Annotated in this window: 16 protein-coding genes; 4 read left to right on the top strand and 12 right to left on the bottom strand. The window is 60.8% G+C overall.

The genetic code is table 11. The features are described from left to right. Positions 1 to 425 precede the first annotated feature (425 nt). The 5 genes from JQ580_RS25840 to JQ580_RS25860 form a co-directional block, all read right to left on the bottom strand. On the bottom strand, positions 426 to 629 hold the full coding sequence (locus JQ580_RS25840) for a hypothetical protein (protein ID WP_106951440.1): 204 nt from the start codon (positions 627 to 629) through the stop codon (positions 426 to 428). 294 nt (positions 630 to 923) lie between these two features. Next, positions 924 to 3065, bottom strand: a complete 2142-nt coding sequence (gene flhA, locus JQ580_RS25845) for a flagellar biosynthesis protein FlhA (RefSeq protein ID WP_212283015.1) — start codon at positions 3063 to 3065, stop codon at positions 924 to 926. 500 nt (positions 3066 to 3565) lie between these two features. Continuing rightward, on the bottom strand, positions 3566 to 4411 hold the full coding sequence (locus tag JQ580_RS25850; RefSeq protein ID WP_212283016.1) for a hypothetical protein: 846 nt from the start codon (positions 4409 to 4411) through the stop codon (positions 3566 to 3568). Between the two features lie 10 nt (positions 4412 to 4421). Then, on the bottom strand, positions 4422 to 4778 hold the full coding sequence (locus JQ580_RS25855; RefSeq protein ID WP_212283017.1) for a hypothetical protein: 357 nt from the start codon (positions 4776 to 4778) through the stop codon (positions 4422 to 4424). 92 nt (positions 4779 to 4870) lie between these two features. After that, positions 4871 to 5407 (bottom strand): hypothetical protein, encoded by a 537-nt coding sequence (locus tag JQ580_RS25860; RefSeq protein ID WP_212283018.1) that lies wholly within the window; start codon positions 5405 to 5407, stop codon positions 4871 to 4873. A gap of 852 nt (positions 5408 to 6259) precedes the next feature. Between JQ580_RS25860 and JQ580_RS25865 the strand changes: the two genes are divergently transcribed. From JQ580_RS25865 to JQ580_RS25875, 3 genes are all read left to right on the top strand, one after another. After that, entirely contained in the window at positions 6260 to 6556 is a 297-nt protein-coding gene (locus tag JQ580_RS25865; protein WP_212283019.1) for a helix-turn-helix transcriptional regulator, read from the top strand. Positions 6557 to 6680: 124 nt separating this feature from the next. Further along, positions 6681 to 7625 (top strand): bifunctional DNA primase/polymerase, encoded by a 945-nt coding sequence (locus JQ580_RS25870; protein ID WP_311982492.1) that lies wholly within the window; start codon positions 6681 to 6683, stop codon positions 7623 to 7625. Then, on the top strand, positions 7622 to 8647 hold the full coding sequence (locus tag JQ580_RS25875; protein WP_212283021.1) for an AAA family ATPase: 1026 nt from the start codon (positions 7622 to 7624) through the stop codon (positions 8645 to 8647). Before JQ580_RS25870 ends, JQ580_RS25875 begins: the two co-directional genes overlap by 4 nt. Positions 8648 to 8666: 19 nt before the next feature. On the opposite strand, the gene JQ580_RS25880 is transcribed toward JQ580_RS25875, so the two are convergent. Next, positions 8667 to 9344, bottom strand: a complete 678-nt coding sequence (locus JQ580_RS25880; RefSeq protein WP_212283022.1) for a hypothetical protein — start codon at positions 9342 to 9344, stop codon at positions 8667 to 8669. A 477-nt stretch (positions 9345 to 9821) separates the two neighbouring features. On the opposite strand from JQ580_RS25880, the gene JQ580_RS25885 reads away from it, so the two are divergent. After that, positions 9822 to 9968 (top strand): hypothetical protein, encoded by a 147-nt coding sequence (locus JQ580_RS25885; RefSeq protein ID WP_212283023.1) that lies wholly within the window; start codon positions 9822 to 9824, stop codon positions 9966 to 9968. Here the strand turns inward: JQ580_RS25885 and JQ580_RS25890 are convergent. The 6 genes from JQ580_RS25890 to JQ580_RS25915 form a co-directional block, all read right to left on the bottom strand. Continuing rightward, positions 9965 to 10441, bottom strand: coding sequence for a TIGR02391 family protein (locus JQ580_RS25890; RefSeq protein ID WP_212283024.1), 477 nt, complete (start codon positions 10439 to 10441; stop codon positions 9965 to 9967). The two genes, JQ580_RS25885 and JQ580_RS25890, sit on opposite strands and share 4 nt — an antisense overlap. After that, a complete protein-coding gene (locus JQ580_RS25895; protein ID WP_212283025.1) occupies positions 10434 to 11114 on the bottom strand; it encodes a DUF5343 domain-containing protein in 681 nt (226 codons plus the stop codon). Before JQ580_RS25895 ends, JQ580_RS25890 begins: the two co-directional genes overlap by 8 nt. Before the next feature lie 123 nt (positions 11115 to 11237). Then, positions 11238 to 11621, bottom strand: coding sequence for a hypothetical protein (locus tag JQ580_RS25900; RefSeq protein ID WP_212283026.1), 384 nt, complete (start codon positions 11619 to 11621; stop codon positions 11238 to 11240). 217 nt (positions 11622 to 11838) lie between these two features. Further along, positions 11839 to 12363, bottom strand: coding sequence for a hypothetical protein (locus JQ580_RS25905; protein ID WP_212283027.1), 525 nt, complete (start codon positions 12361 to 12363; stop codon positions 11839 to 11841). Between the two features lie 15 nt (positions 12364 to 12378). Further along, on the bottom strand, positions 12379 to 12834 hold the full coding sequence (locus tag JQ580_RS25910; protein WP_212283028.1) for a hypothetical protein: 456 nt from the start codon (positions 12832 to 12834) through the stop codon (positions 12379 to 12381). Between the two features lie 138 nt (positions 12835 to 12972). Further along, positions 12973 to 14235: a tyrosine-type recombinase/integrase gene (locus tag JQ580_RS25915; RefSeq protein WP_212283029.1), complete on the bottom strand. Its 1263-nt coding sequence runs from the start codon at positions 14233 to 14235 to the stop codon at positions 12973 to 12975. Positions 14236 to 14446: the final 211 nt, after the last annotated feature.

Here is a 14446-nt window from a genome sequence, read left to right on the forward strand (position 1 = left end):
GCCCGGTCTTCCCTGCGCCCTCTTTCAATCGAGGGCGAAGCGACGAAGCAAAGCTCGGGCGAAATGCGCCGCGAGGATGATCAATCATGTGTGCCGTTGAACACCGCTCTCGTGCCCCGGACGCAGCAGGGCGCTTCTTCAGCGGTGCGCTGCAGAGCCGCGGCCCATCCATCAGCGAATGCCGGCTCCGCGCGGCAACGCGGAGGGCGTTGCAGCGCGTCCGGGACACGGAGGCGAGAGCGGTGAGTTTGATACGTTCGTCACCTGCGTCAACAATGGCGCAAAGTACCCCAGACATGAGAAAGCGCCCGTGGGGGGCGGGCGCTTTCTGTAGTCGACTTGGGGTTGGGGTCGTCTACATATCCACGTGGCGACTTTGGGGGGCTGGTAAAGAGCCGCGTGAATTCCTGAAACTCATGTCTCCCTTAGCGAACGAGCGAGGTGTTCGCGCTGGTGATGGTCACCGGCTTGCCGGCCTTCATGACGCGTGCGGTCTGGGTGAGACCTTCATCCGAACTCGTCGTGCGCGCGGTGATGCCAAGGCCCGCGACTGCGATCCCTGCCACCAGGGCAACGACCACGATCTTGAGGTGGGTCGAGCGGTCTGCGCTGTAAATCGAGTGGTTCATGGAAGGCTCCTGCCGCCATCTACCCGAAGTAGTCGCCACCCTGTTCGGGCAGGTTCATGCTTCCGGTGCCCAACAACCTAGTATTGGGGGGATCCGTTCCCAAGAGGCCATCACAAGAGCGTGAATGGTCGTGAAAACTCGCGATCAAGAGCGAGCCTTGATCGTGCATTTCGGCAGTTATTTCAAGGCCGTAATATGCCTTCCGGGTGCTTTCTCCAGGTTTGGTCGTCAAAGCACCGGGAACTCAAAAAGCATTTGCCTGTGGCCGAAAAACACACGGCTTCTTAAGGCAAATCAGATGCTTCCGACCGTTTTCAACCTCGCCCGGGGGTGGATCTCGGCCTGCGACAGCACCGTTGTCTGGGCCCGGAACCGCTCCACCAGGGAGCGGACGAAGGGACGAATTGCCGCAGAGGTGACCAGCACCGGCGCCTCGCCCTCGCGGGCGGCGCGCTCGAACGCCTCGCGCACGCCGGTCATGAACTCCGACAGTTTCGAGGGTTGCATCGCAAGGCTGCGCTCCTCGCCCTGGCCGATGATGGATTCGGCAAAGGCCTGCTCCCACCGCGCCGACAGCGCGATCAGCGGCAGATAGCCGGCATAGGAGGTGTTCTGCGCGCAGATCTGCCGCGCCAGGCGGGCGCGGACGTGCTCGACCATCGTGGCGGGATTGCGCGAGAAGGCGAGCGAGTCGGCGATGCCCTCGAGGATGGTCGAGAGATCGCGGATCGAGATCCGCTCGGCGAGCAGCAGCTGCAGCACGCGCTGGATGCCGGAGACCGTGACCTGTCCGGGGACGATGTCCTTGACCAGCTCGCTCTGCTCCTTCGGCAGCTCCTTGAGGAGTTTCTGCACCTCGCCATAGGACAACAGGTCCGACATGTTGGCCTTGAGCAGCTCGGTGAGGTGGGTCGAGAGCACGGTGGCGGCATCGACGACGGTGTAGCCCTTGAGCGAGGCCTCCTCCTTGAGGCTGGCGTCGACCCAGGTCGCGGGCAGGCCGAAGGTCGGCTCGGTGGTGTGGATGCCGGGCACCTGCACCTGGCTGCCGCCGGGATCCATGACCATGAACTGGTTCGGCCAGATCTTGCCGGTGCCGGCGTCGACCTCCTTGATCTTGATGATGTAGGTGTTGGCCTCGAGCTGGACGTTGTCGAGGATGCGGACCGCCGGCATCACGAAGCCCATCTCGATCGCGAGCGAGCGGCGCAGCGCCTTGATCTGCTCGGTGAGGCGGTCGGTGCCGTCGGGGCCGTTGACCAGCGGCAGCAGCGCGTAGCCGAGTTCGATCTTGAGGTCGTCGATCTTGAGCGCCGCGGAGATCGGCTCCTCGGCCGCGGCGGAGCCCGGCGCACCCGGCGTTCCCGCGGCGGGCGCGGTCTTCGCGACTTCGACGGCCCTGGCGGTCGCCCGGTTGCGGTTGCGGGCGTGCCAGGCGAGCGCGCCGGCGCCGCCGCCGAGCGCGAGGAAGGGGAGGGTTGGAATGCCCGGCAGGGCCGCCAGCACCAGCATCACCGCGGAGGACATCGCGAGCGCCTGCGGGTAGCCCGAGAACTGCTTCATCAGCGCCTTGTCGGCGGCGCCGGTGACGCCGGCCTTGGAGACGAGCAGGCCCGCCGCGGTCGACACGATCAGCGCCGGCACCTGGGTGACGAGGCCGTCACCGACCGTCAGCAGCGTGTAGCTGCGCCCGGCGTCGGCGAAGGACAGGCCCTGCTGCGCGACACCGATGATCATGCCGCCGACGACGTTGATGAAGACGATCAAGAGGCCCGCGATGGCATCGCCGCGGACGAACTTCGAGGCACCGTCCATCGCGCCGAAGAAGCCGCTTTCGTCCTCCAGCTCCTTGCGGCGATGCTTGGCGACCGCCTCGTCGATCAGGCCGGCGGAGAGGTCGGCGTCGATCGCCATCTGCTTGCCGGGCATGGCATCGAGGTGGAAGCGCGCGGCGACTTCGGCGATACGGCCCGAACCCTTGGTGATGACGACGAAATTGACGATGATCAGGATGGCGAAGACGATGATGCCGATGACGAAATTGCCGCCCATCACGAAGCTGCCGAAGGCCTCGATGACGTGACCGGCGGCCGCCGTGCCCTCGTGCCCGTGCGACAGGATCAGCCGGGTCGAGGCCATGTTGAGCGACAGGCGCAGCATGGTCGAGATCAAGAGGACGGTCGGGAAGGCCGAGAATTCGAGCGGCGTCTGGATGAACAGCGAGGTCATCAGGATCAGGATCGAGAGTGTGATCGAGATCGCCAGGAACAGGTCCAGCACGATCGCGGGCAGCGGCAGGATCAGCACCACCAGGATGGTGAGGATGCCGAGCGCCAGCGCGATGTCGCCGCGCTTGAGGATGTTGATGATCTCGTTGACGGTGGGGACGCCGGCATTCGTGCTGGCTACGCCCTGTCCCGCGGTGACGTCGACCATGGTAGCTGCTCCCCCGCGCGACTGCCGTCCGCGCGCCCCAATTGTCTGCGCGGCAGCCGAAGGGCCGCCGTTCCGAAAGTGAGGCACCGCACTGGCGTCCACGGGGGACCTCCCGTTTTACGCGGCTGACGACACTCGACTTCACCCGGCAATTCTTGCCGGGTGTATGGTTAGCAAAGGGTTAACGCGGGGGTGCGGCAGGTGGTCAGGCCGGGGTGTTCCGGGCGCGGTCGGTCACGGAGGAATCCGTCACGCCCGGGCTTGTCCCGGGCATCCACGTTCTGCGTGCCGGTGGAAAGGCGTGGATGGCCGGGTCAAGCCCGGTTGCCCAGTCCTTCCTGGCTGGCGCTTTTACGTCATCTTGAGCCCGGGGGCTATCCCCGGGCTGGGTGCAGCAAGAGAGAGTCCGGGCCGCGCACGAAGGAAGCCATGCCGCCCGGTGTGGGGGTTTTTGTCATGACGCGGACACTCGCCCACTTGTCCGCGGCCGCCCCTATGCGTCAGGCGGCGATCTCACGTTTTCCCAGCACGGCGACGCCCAGCACGGCGGCCGGGCTGGCCTTCTCCCGGCGAGCAATGGCGATGCCGTTACCCTCGGCCTGCACGATGTAGTGCTCCTCCTCCAGCTCCAACGTCCGAATGCGGTGGTCGAGATCGGCGAGTTTGCGCTTTCGATCATTAGGATGCATGACGATGAGGCCGCGGCGCAGCTCGTCGGCCCGGAGCTCGTCGATCCGGGCGTGAAGGGCGTCCACGAGCTGGTCGGCACAGAGCCACGCCATTGTCGCGACGGCCTCATATGCGGCGCCGGACCAGCCGCTGACGTACTGTACACTCAGCTGGCCGTTCTCGACCTTGATGCTCGGTGCTCCTTGCTTAGCGAGAGCCTCCACGTGCCGGTCGGCCTGAATGTACAGGTCCTCCACCGGAGGAACCGAGTTAGCCACGCTCTTTCGCGTACTGAGGATCTGCTCGATCTCGATGCGTACAATCTCCACGCACTCCTGCAAGTCGTCGCTCTCGTCGCGATGCCACTCAACAACGGGAACATCGGCTAGCTCAATGCCGACGGGGAGGCTGTCGAGCCACGAGCGCAGGCGCGCGACTTGACGTGCGAGGCAGGCGTGCCGCGCTTGCTCGGTCTGGCGTCTGCCGTCGAGGCGCTCGACCTCCGCCTCTAAGGCCGCCCATCGATCAGGATCAGCGTCTTCGCTCATATTGCGCATCGCCACGTGACACTCGCTGATGCGCTGCATCGTCAGGTCGATAAGGCTCCGGGCCTGGTCGACCTCGTCGGCGAGGCGTGAGAGCTTGGCGTTGGCTTTCGCCGTCAGTTTGGCTGTCATCGTTACCTCCTCAGTGCCGCCATGCGTCAACGAGCCGACGATCGCGCTCGGCCCGGGCCGCTTCTGCGTCGCGGGCCGGCGAAGTTGTCGGCCGTCGCTCTAATGCCGCCAGCTCGGCGGCGAGAGGCTGCCGTTGCTGAGGCGCTGGCTCGCGCCATGCATTCGACAGTCTCTCCCTGCGAGCCTCGACGTCGGCGAACTTTCTCGCTGTCTCCTCGTCGAAGAAGGCTGGCACGCGCGCGGAGTCCATCACGCAGATGGTTCGTCGCACCATATAGCCGTCGCGAAGCAGTCCTCGCTCGTCGAGTGCCTCGTCCGAATGGGCGAGCGCCCCGTCTCTCACTCTCAGATACGTAATGTGGTTCATGGTCTCTTCCTTGAAGGTGCGGCCGGCGCAATGCCTGCCATTGCCCTTAGAGTGGCATGCTACCTTCGGTAGAATCGACCAAGCAATCGCAATTACTCTATGCGCATAGTTCCAGGCGCGAGCTGTTCGAACTCGTCGTCTTCAGCGGTGTCTTCGTTGGCAGCGACCGGGATCTCGTTCGATGGCGGCGCGAGCGCGAGCAACATTGGAACTGGAAGGCCGCGCCTGTTTAGCTCGGCGGCCGCTTCCTCAACGGTGTACTCACGAGGCGACTCCTTGACGTCGAGCTGCAGAGGCAGAACGCGCTCAAGCAGCTTTGCGAATGTCTGGCGCTCCTTGCTCGCGAGCATCATGAGATAACCAGTAAGTCCGTCCTTGCCCTTGCCGTCTTGTCCTAAGAGCGCCGCAGCCTGCAAGATCGCGTCCTTGAGCATCACTGTCGTGCGATTGCGCTGGCCCTTCGCGCGTCCCGGCCCCGGTCGCGTTCCCTTGGCAAACGATCCATCGGGCTTGCGCGGTGTCTTTGCCTTTCCGGGCAGATGATGCAGTTCTGCCGATGGAGCGGCGGACTTGGTCTCTTGCCCCACCACGCGCCACGGCTTGCTGGTGTTCCTCGCCTTGCTGGTCATGCCTTCGTCGTCCTCGGTTGGGCACGACGCAGGTTGATCTAAACGGGCATGCAATTTTGCGCCGCGCGCTGGCCCAGCAATAAGCCCCGGCCTGTCGTGTGAGCAATCGCGGTGAATAACGGAGCTGCAGTGATGCGATACTGTCGCTGCGGGCCACCGGGCGAGAACCGGCTATTTCGCGCGTTGGCGGTTGCACCGAGTCTGTTGAGTGTATCTGAGAATGGTATTTTTCTCCGGAGGGGCACTCGCTTCGCTCGGTTTCGGCTCATATTTGGTGGTACCAACAGCCTGCCCAGCGCCAAGTTCGCTAGCCCGGTTACCGCGAATACTGCGGTTACCGCGAATACTCGGGGTACGGGGTAAGCCGCGATTACTCGAAGGCTTGCGATGGCTGCAGGGAGGATGGTGGCGATGTTCGCACACCTGCAACTGCCTGCGGCGGCTACTTTTGCAGCTCTCCCACACTCATTCCCAGTTACTGCTTACAATTGGTATTCGTGGTAACCGTCACGCCCCCGGTATTCGCACGTTGGCCCCGCGCCCGCCCGGTGGTGGCGCCGCAAACCGCAGCCTTAGCCCATGTGTATAACTGAAAGTTGGCGATTGCACACCCACCGTGCCCCGTGCAAGCATAAGGGCAGCTGAGCGCGCGCCACGCGGTCAAACGCTTTATCGAGACGAATAACGCGGCCCTGTCCACTACGGTGAGTCATCCGCTTGGCGCTCAAGAGAAACTGAGAACCCGACAGCGGTTCTTTGTCTTGAGCGCGCCGCACCAGCACAGTCACAGCACACTCACGTCAAAGACCTCATCGCGGTTCTCTCCAGTTCAAAGCTGCGGAGACCATTCCGATGCCGAAGTCATCGTCGTTCGAAAAGCACATTGCAAACCATCCGCTGCCAGCCGGCGCGAAGCGAGCCCCCAACCGCTGGCGCGCTGACTATCCCATCCCTGCCGTAAGCAACGGTCGCGCGTTGATCGATCCGCGCGAGACCGCGCGGCGCGTCGGCTGTCACCCCGTCACGCTGTATCGCTGGATGAAGACGCTGCCGGGCTTCCCGATCGCCATTCGCATCAGCCCTAACCGCATCGCGTTCTTTGAGGACGAGGTCACCGCGTACATCGACAGCCGCCCGAGAGTCGCGTGACCAAAGCAAAAAAAAAAACCCGCCCAGACAGAGCCACCTGTCCGAGCGGGCTGTTCAGCATGTTCTGGAAGGAGAACAAGCCGTGTCTAAGAATACCACAGGACCGAATACCGAGCCAGCACCCGTGCTCCATGCAGCACTGCGATACGCGCGGCGTGGCTGCGCAGTATTTCCCGTCAGAGGCGATCGCATCCCGCATTTGTCCATGGAGAAGACGGGCCGGCGATGGGGGGCGTCGAGCGACACAGAGACTGTCGAACGAATGTTTCGGCGCTATCCGCGTGCTGATGTGGCCATCGAGACCGGCGCGGTTTCCGGTTTCTTCGCTATCGACGTTGACAACAAGAATGGAAAGAACGGCAACGCGGCTCTGGAGGCTCTGCAGCATCACCACCGAGGACATCTGCCCCATACCGCGATAGTTGAGACGCAGAACGGTAGTCACTGGTACTACAGATATCCCGGTCGTCATGTCCTCAGCACCACGTCAAAGCTCGGCGACGGCATAGACGTCCGGGGTGACGGCGCATACGTGATAGCGCCGCCATCTCGCGGCCGCCGCTGGATCACCAGCTTCTATGCCATCGCGCCCGCGCCATCATGGCTCATTGATTTGGTCTGCGAACAGCGGCGGTCGGCGTCGCATCGCTCATCGTTCGGAGCAGTTCCGCGGGAGCTTCCGCCGGCCGAAGTTCTGGCGATGATGACGGAGAGCGCCGGGCGTGGGCTTTCCGATGACCCGAATGACGTGTTGGCTGCCGAAAACACCGATCTCAAGATATGGTGCGCGCTTCGCGTAATACCAGCCGACGTGAACTACGATGACTGGACCAAAATCGGTTTTGCTATCTATGCCGCATTAGGAGATAGCGGTTTCGGGCACTTCGACGAGTGGAGCCGTGATGCTCCGAACAAGTACCCCGGCGACAGAGCCATTCAGGACAAGTGGCGCGAGTGCGCCAAGGTCAAGTCCATTCGCGAGGACACAGTTTACTGGTTTGCGGATCAGTACGACCGAAGTTGGCGCGACGCTTATCGCGTGATGCTCGCGCAGGAGTTCGGTGCATGACCGAGAAACCCAAGCGCACGAGGGCATCGTTCGAAGAGGCGAAGGCCGCTGCCGCTCCAAAGGGGCTGCCGCTGCCAGCTTACGACGACGTGATGCGTCGCACCGACGTTCTGCAGACGCAGGTATTCGAGGCAATAAAGGAAATCATCCCCGGTATTCTTCCCGAGGGTCTTAGCATGCTCGCTGGGCGCCCGAAGGTTGGAAAGAGCTGGTTCGGCCTTGAGATAGCGACGGCAGTTGCGGCGGGGAACTGGTGTCTCGGAAAACCCTGCGAGCAGGGCGACGTACTCGGGCTGTTCCTAGAGGACAGCGACAGGCGAATGCAAAATCGCATGACCAAGATGCTTGGCGCTCACAAGAGCATCTGGCCACGCTTTGATTACGCGACGACCTGGCCGAGGCTGAACGTCGGCGGGATTGACTGGATGAAGCGCTGGATCGACGGGGTTGCGAAGCCGCGTCTGATTATCGTCGACATCCTGCAGAAAGTCCGCCCCCCAAAGGGCCGCTCGCAGGAGTCGCAGTACGAATCCGACTACGAGGCACTGATGAGTATGCAGGCTCTGGCCGCAGAGGCGAAAGTCGCGATTCTCGTGTTGCACCACCAGCGCAAGGCTACGGCTGACGACCTGATTGACACAGTGTCCGGCACTCTCGGTCTGACCGGAGGCGTGGATCACCTCATGGTTTTGGGCAAGGACCCGGATGGTTCGCGGTACATTTGGGGGAATGGTCGCGAGTGTGAGGAATTCAAACTAGCCGTGCAGTTCGACGCGAACATGCGCCTTGAGAACCTCGGTCTGAAGATGAGAGATCAAATGAGTCCCGAACGCCTTCGCATACTGTCGGTCCTCGCCAAGGCCGGGCATTCGATGAGTATAGCGGCCGTCGCCAAAGCGGTTGACGATGACTACGCCAATATCAAGAACTTGCTGTCCAAGATGTGCAGGGATGGTTTGATCGAACGATCGGAGGTCGGGCTTTATCGCATTGCGTCGATGCAATCCGATCTACCCATCTGATGAGACGAGGAGAGCATGCTCAACCCTTCTCGTTCATCGGCGGATATTCGCCGAAGCAGTCATTGTACGATTCGAGCAGCCAGCTTTCGGCTCGCGGTGCTCCTATGACCTCGTCGCCCTTCTGATCAACCCAATGCTGGATATAGGCCCAATCGACTGCCAGCGAGGACCACGGATATTTTTGGTGCCGCGCCGTGTAATAATCCCAAGCTTGAGTAACGTGATGCTCTCGCTTAGCGAGCTGCATGAGGCGGGTTCTCAGAATCGACCAACCGCGCTTGCTGCCCGCCCGTCCTATGTAAATCGTCCCTGTCGGATCTAACCCGCAGAATCGGCCTATTGAGATCCCAGGTACAAACACCCGATACACTCCGTACCACTCGCTTGAGTATCTCGATGACGGCAGCAAGCCGTAATTGTCTCGGAGCTCCGAGAGAAGGCACGGCTTAACCCACGAATACCTAACTGTCGCCTGAACCTTCCTGTGGTCATGGCGAACTTTTCCAAGATAAATTTTTGGCGTCCAAACCATCCGCCGCAGAACTCTTGGTACGCCACTCTGCCAGTCCGGCCAGACATCGCTGTCGCTCATGGGGGCGATCAGCTTTCTCGCCTCTGCAAGCGCGTCATCGGCTGTGTGCACGTACTCTCTGCCGTACTCGATCTCTTCGTCTCCATCGTCCTCCGCTTCGACCACTGGACCATCCCCGAAATTCAGACCGCACCCTTGGCCATCTTGGCCCGCGATGCCTGCGCGCACTGATTGCTCAAAAGTAGCAGTTCCCGGGTGGTGGTGTCCGCTGGTTGCTGGTAGCGCGGGCGCCTATGCCTTTTTGCTGCATAGCAGCAGCCCATATTAGCACCACCTCGTGCCCCCCGGGGCATTTGGGGTACGGCCCGCCCGCCAAAACGCTCCCACGCGACCTTTTGCGAGTCCTGGCGAGCCCCCAGAACGGCACCAAACCCGGCCAAGGCCGGCCCGGCTTCGGTTAGGCGGGCACGTGGCGCTTGCTGGGGCCAAGGGCCGCCACCGGCACCGCCGGGCGCACGCGACCCCCGGTGGCTCGCCCAGCGAGCCCAAAAACGCCCCGTTAACTCGGGCGCTTCGCGTTGATTGTCCCGGTTTCGCACAGGATATAGCTGGTTTGCCCGTCGTGACTGACGGGAGATAGCTATGGGTACGAAGCTGGGCAACGCCAAGCGGGCGCGCAGGTTGGCGAGGCTGTTCGAGAAGTTACAAAATGCGTGCGACCAGCAAGATGAGAAGGCCATTGCAGCGGCAAAGCGAGCCATCGACGCCTTGATCGCACGTCGTTCCTAGGGGCTGATACGGCTCTCCAGTGTTCGGAGCAGGACAGACGCGAAGGAGAGATGGTCCAGACAGAGTTCGATCGGGTCCGCTCGAATTTCGTGGCCGCGCGGGTTTCGTATTGCTGACATTGATCCTGCGAATACAAAACGAAAGCCCATTTGCTCATCTTTGTCGCTCATCGTCTGCAGAGCATTCAATTGAATCTTGGGGCTGGCTTCGTTGAACGCTGACATCATGAGCTTATATCCAGTTTCGCTGATTCCGGAGACGCTCTGGACTAAGTTGTCGAGAAGCTTGAACGCCTCGAAAGTGGCCTGAGAATAGTGGCCGTTGTCGAACAGTCCGAGCGAGACATTTGCTATTTCAGGATGGATGTTGCGCTCGTCGAAAGGATGTACGTCCCGCGACTCCAAACGAGCTCGCTCGCCGAAGTTCTTTGCATTGCGCGCAAAGCGCTCAAAGAGAGCGAGAGCGTCACTCATTCAGCAAGTTGGCCTTAATGCTCTTGAAGATGTTGTCGTAGGTTTCAGCGCTCGCCTCCGCAGGTAGGTTAATTTCGACGCGGACTGTCAGGGCCATGTCCTTCTTGGCCGGCTTGAAGTGCACTGCTGGGTCGGTCGCGAGCGCGGCAACCTTCGTAGATGCTTTTACCTTCTCGGTCTTCGTATTTTTCTGCTTCGTCGATTTCGCTGCGGACTTGTTTGTCCCTGCCGCTTTTTCGCCCGCGCCGTTTTCGTATCCAGCTATTCCGCGTAACGCCTGAAAGACTGCAGCTTGACGGGTGCCAATCACCTCGCTCGTCTTGTCGGCGCTCCGGAAATAGCCGATCAATTCGCTCTTCGACATGGTCCACGCTTCATCTGCGCGAAGGTCGAACAGATCTTTGTAGGCGGCCTTGATTAATTCCCCGAATGATCTCTTAAAAGCCTCATCGTCATGGATCGCGAAAGTCTCTTGACCCTTATCGGTCCTCTTGCCCTCCTCGTTGATGATGCCAAGGAATTGGAGAGCGTTGATGACATAGCTCTCATTGTTCGAGGCTAAGCCAAGCTTCTTGACAGTGTCTGATGTAACCGTCGCCGGAAAGTTCTTCCGGAGGTACGCGACCATCGACGTAATATTGCCCGGCCCGGATATGTATGGATGCGACGCCATTGATTCCCTCAAGGTCACAAAACCCCAAGATATATCATTCGGTCGCGATCACAACTGCCGGTAATCATACAACCATGTTGTCCGCAAGAGAATTGGACCTATTGCGGAGAGGCATCGAGCATCTCAGGCAGCGGGGTCGTCTTCTGAGGAAAACTTGTAAGTGCGTTTGCCCGCCCTGTAGTCGCGTTTAGCAATCGGCCAGATTTTCTTCTTATACGGACTGACGTTGGGAGCTTCGGTCTTGGCCGTTGGGCCGCAGCGGGAGTTGCGGGCACGCATCACTAGCGCGCGATCCGTTGGTGGGCTGTCGAAAAACGACCGCCATCGCGGCACTATAGCGCTGACGGCCTCCGTGATTTCTGCTTCGACCTTACCGTCGTCCCACGCTGCCGTCGCAAGGCAACTGACATAGGCTCGGTTCGGTTGACGCCAAGACTGCACCACACGCGGATTCGCGTAGCGGTTCTTCGAGCCAACCTTCCGGCGGCCAGGAGTTTTCTTCGGCATTCGGACAGTGCTCCTCTGTTGCGTAGACTACAGAGCCTAAGGCACCACAGGAGATTGTCGACGCGAGCGTTATAGTCATTTGCTGCGACCCGCTAAGGCTCGCTATGCGCCGCTGTAATTCTTCACGCAGACGTGAACAGATTCGCGACGTTGCTCATCATCTTTGTTGCTAGGCAGTCCGCGAGCGACATTGGCACCCTACGACGCGAAGCAGGCGCTATGCCGGCGAGTATGCGTCCACCGAGCACGCGGAACGCGATACCGCGCTGTGGATGAAGCCCATGTTGAAGCCGATCACGGCCTGATAGGAATTGTGCGGCACCTTCTCGTAGACGGTTCGCGTGTTGCTGTCGATGTTCGTTCCGCTGTTACTCGAATGCTTGCACGTCACCACGATGTCCTTGACATCAACGGTGCTGTTGTTTCGAATGACGAAGGACGCCTTCATTACGGTGCCGAAGCCGTCTTTCTCCCACGTCAGGCTGTCAACCTTGAGCCTGCCCAATACGTCTTTGTAGCTTGGTGGCCCATCTGTCTTCACCACTGGCTGGACCGCGGCTGCCTGGACCGAAGTCTTCGGACCTTGAAAAAGCGCAAAGGTGAAGATGAACGCGAAACCGACGACTCCGTAGAAAGCGATTTGTTTTCCACGATCTCGCAGCTGCTGGAACACGCACATCACCAGTCCGACAGCGATCCCGCCAACACTCGTGATCGTCAAAAGTCCCATCAGGACATCCATGGTGCTTCTCCTTGCTTAGCGTCGCTTGCCAAACGTGGATCCGGCGCCGCTCTGTGAGCGCGCATATTGCGGCTGTCTTGTAATTACCTCCTCGGCCTGCTGTCTCTTCAACTGAGCGATCAACTCATCTGCCTTGCTGAAGTCGCCGCCTGATGTTGACATCGCTCCGAGTGGAGACGTCCTCTCTATCGATTTCTCTACGATCACCTTCGTTCCTCGTGTGAAGAGGACCATTACGCCTAGTATGACGTCGCCGAACACCCACAACGTCAGGAGAGAGGCAACTCCAATTGCGGAGCCGATTGCGCGACCTGCACGCTCGGCGTTCGAGTGAACCTCGATGGTCGAAGCAGCGTGGAAGCCACCAATGATCCAGACCAACATGACGACGTTGAATGCAATGAAGGCCCACTTGATAAAAGTTCCAAACGTGCCGCGCTGATATTTCTCTGTTTTGATTACTTCAACCATCACTGGCTCCCGCCGATCTTCATCTCATCAGGGTAGAATGCGCGTGTTTCTGTACGGTGAAGCAACGTGACTAACTAACGGTATCTATTTGCCTAGAATTTTCGCGACGCTATGCGGGCCGACTGGGAAACTGCAAGTTCAGGCGGATTCGAACAAATTCACGACGTTGCTGGTCGGCTCTGCTGCAAGGATGCCCCGCAGCCGCGCGTTCCACAGGCCGAAGCCCTGCCGCTTCTCCTCGGCGTAGTCGTACAGGTCGTAGACGGCGTGCATGCCGCTGTTGTGTGCGATCATGACCTCGCGCACTCGGTCCGATATCTGCGGTATCGCACTCAGGTTTGTGCGCATCGTGCGACGCAGGTCGTGGAAGACCCAGTGCGGCAGCGGACCGGTGATCCGGTCGATGCGCTCCTTCGCCTTGCTCCAGCCGTTGGCGGGGCGCTCGCCGAACGTGGTGCTGAAGAGATGCGGGCCGCTGAAGCGCGGCAGGTCTGCGAGCAGCGCCAGCATGTCCTCTGTCAGCGGCACGAGATGGTCGTGGTCCATCTTCATGCGCTCTTTCGGGATGATCCAGAGCTTCTTGCGCAGGTCGAACTCGGGCCACACTGCCTCAGCAACCTCCGCACTGCGCTGGCCAGAGAGAATCATTAGCTTGATGCAGGGCCCGTACGGATATGCGAGCTGATCGGCCGCATTCCACACCTCGCGAAGCTCGTCGTCCTTAAGGACCCGAGATCGGCGGCGCTTCTTGCCGTAGATGGCGCGACCCTGCACGAGCTGCGCGGGAGAGACCTCCAGTCCATACTTGCCACTGGCGACGGCCCACGAGAACAACTGCTTGACGTGCCCCAGCAGGTTGCGAGCCTGAGCGGGAGCCGGTCCCTGCTTCTTCGCGTTGGGCGCGGGGGCTCGGCCCTCGGCCTTGTCCTCGATGACCTGCGCGATCTCCTGTCGCGTTATGCTGGTGACGGGACGTCCGCGCCATCGCGGAATGAACTCGCGCCGAACGTCGCGCTCGACCTCTTCGACCTTGCGCTGATGCTTGATCTTGAGGAACCACGCCTCGGCCACGGCTTCAAACGTCGTCTCTCGGCGAAGTCTCGCCTCGGCCTCTGCCGTGCGCTGCTTCTCGCAGGGATCGATGCCCAGCTCGACCAGTTCAAGCCACTCGCGGGCCCTCTTGCGAGCTGCAGCGAGGGAGAGGCGATCCGCGTTCCCGATCTCGCGCCGCGTCGGCACCTTGCCACCCGGCCACCTGAGATACAGGAAGTAGGTCTTGTGGCAGCGGTCGGTGACGCGCACGCCGAAGCAGGGCGTCATCGTGTCGTAGCACTCTATGCGCTTGCCGGTAGGCGCTGCCTTGATGTTGCGGACAAACCTGTCTGTTAGCTTTCGTCTCATGTCTTGCTCCTAACCGGAGCAAACACGATTGGCGGGACGGGGCCAAACCGGGGGCCATAGACCCCCGCTATTGGTCGCTAAGCGTCGCTACTCCGTGTTATCACTTGCAAGCACGGCATTAGACTAAAGGACAATCCCGTTGTTGACAGTTTTGTCTACTTGCTGCGGCCCGCTACGGGCAAGCAACTGTGTCAAGCCCGGCCATGACGTT

Source organism: Bradyrhizobium sp. SZCCT0148 (assembly GCF_018129985.1).
GTDB lineage: Bacteria > Pseudomonadota > Alphaproteobacteria > Rhizobiales > Xanthobacteraceae > Bradyrhizobium > Bradyrhizobium japonicum_H.

What these genes read in the sequence shown, in the direction of transcription:
- JQ580_RS25860 (WP_212283018.1), bottom strand. Translation starts at nt 5,407, where the DNA reads ATGACCAGCAAGGCGAGGAACACCAGCAAGCCGTGGCGCGTGGTGGGG.
- JQ580_RS25840 (WP_106951440.1), bottom strand. Translation starts at nt 629, where the DNA reads ATGAACCACTCGATTTACAGCGCAGACCGCTCGACCCACCTCAAGATC.
- JQ580_RS25850 (WP_212283016.1), bottom strand. Translation starts at nt 4,411, where the DNA reads ATGACAGCCAAACTGACGGCGAAAGCCAACGCCAAGCTCTCACGCCTC.
- JQ580_RS25915 (WP_212283029.1), bottom strand. Translation starts at nt 14,235, where the DNA reads ATGAGACGAAAGCTAACAGACAGGTTTGTCCGCAACATCAAGGCAGCG.
- JQ580_RS25885 (WP_212283023.1), top strand. Translation starts at nt 9,822, where the DNA reads ATGGGTACGAAGCTGGGCAACGCCAAGCGGGCGCGCAGGTTGGCGAGG.
- JQ580_RS25900 (WP_212283026.1), bottom strand. Translation starts at nt 11,621, where the DNA reads ATGCCGAAGAAAACTCCTGGCCGCCGGAAGGTTGGCTCGAAGAACCGC.
- JQ580_RS25895 (WP_212283025.1), bottom strand. Translation starts at nt 11,114, where the DNA reads ATGGCGTCGCATCCATACATATCCGGGCCGGGCAATATTACGTCGATG.
- JQ580_RS25905 (WP_212283027.1), bottom strand. Translation starts at nt 12,363, where the DNA reads ATGGATGTCCTGATGGGACTTTTGACGATCACGAGTGTTGGCGGGATC.
- JQ580_RS25865 (WP_212283019.1), top strand. Translation starts at nt 6,260, where the DNA reads ATGCCGAAGTCATCGTCGTTCGAAAAGCACATTGCAAACCATCCGCTG.
- flhA (WP_212283015.1), bottom strand. Translation starts at nt 3,065, where the DNA reads ATGGTCGACGTCACCGCGGGACAGGGCGTAGCCAGCACGAATGCCGGC.
- JQ580_RS25875 (WP_212283021.1), top strand. Translation starts at nt 7,622, where the DNA reads ATGACCGAGAAACCCAAGCGCACGAGGGCATCGTTCGAAGAGGCGAAG.
- JQ580_RS25890 (WP_212283024.1), bottom strand. Translation starts at nt 10,441, where the DNA reads ATGAGTGACGCTCTCGCTCTCTTTGAGCGCTTTGCGCGCAATGCAAAG.
- JQ580_RS25910 (WP_212283028.1), bottom strand. Translation starts at nt 12,834, where the DNA reads ATGGTTGAAGTAATCAAAACAGAGAAATATCAGCGCGGCACGTTTGGA.
- JQ580_RS25855 (WP_212283017.1), bottom strand. Translation starts at nt 4,778, where the DNA reads ATGAACCACATTACGTATCTGAGAGTGAGAGACGGGGCGCTCGCCCAT.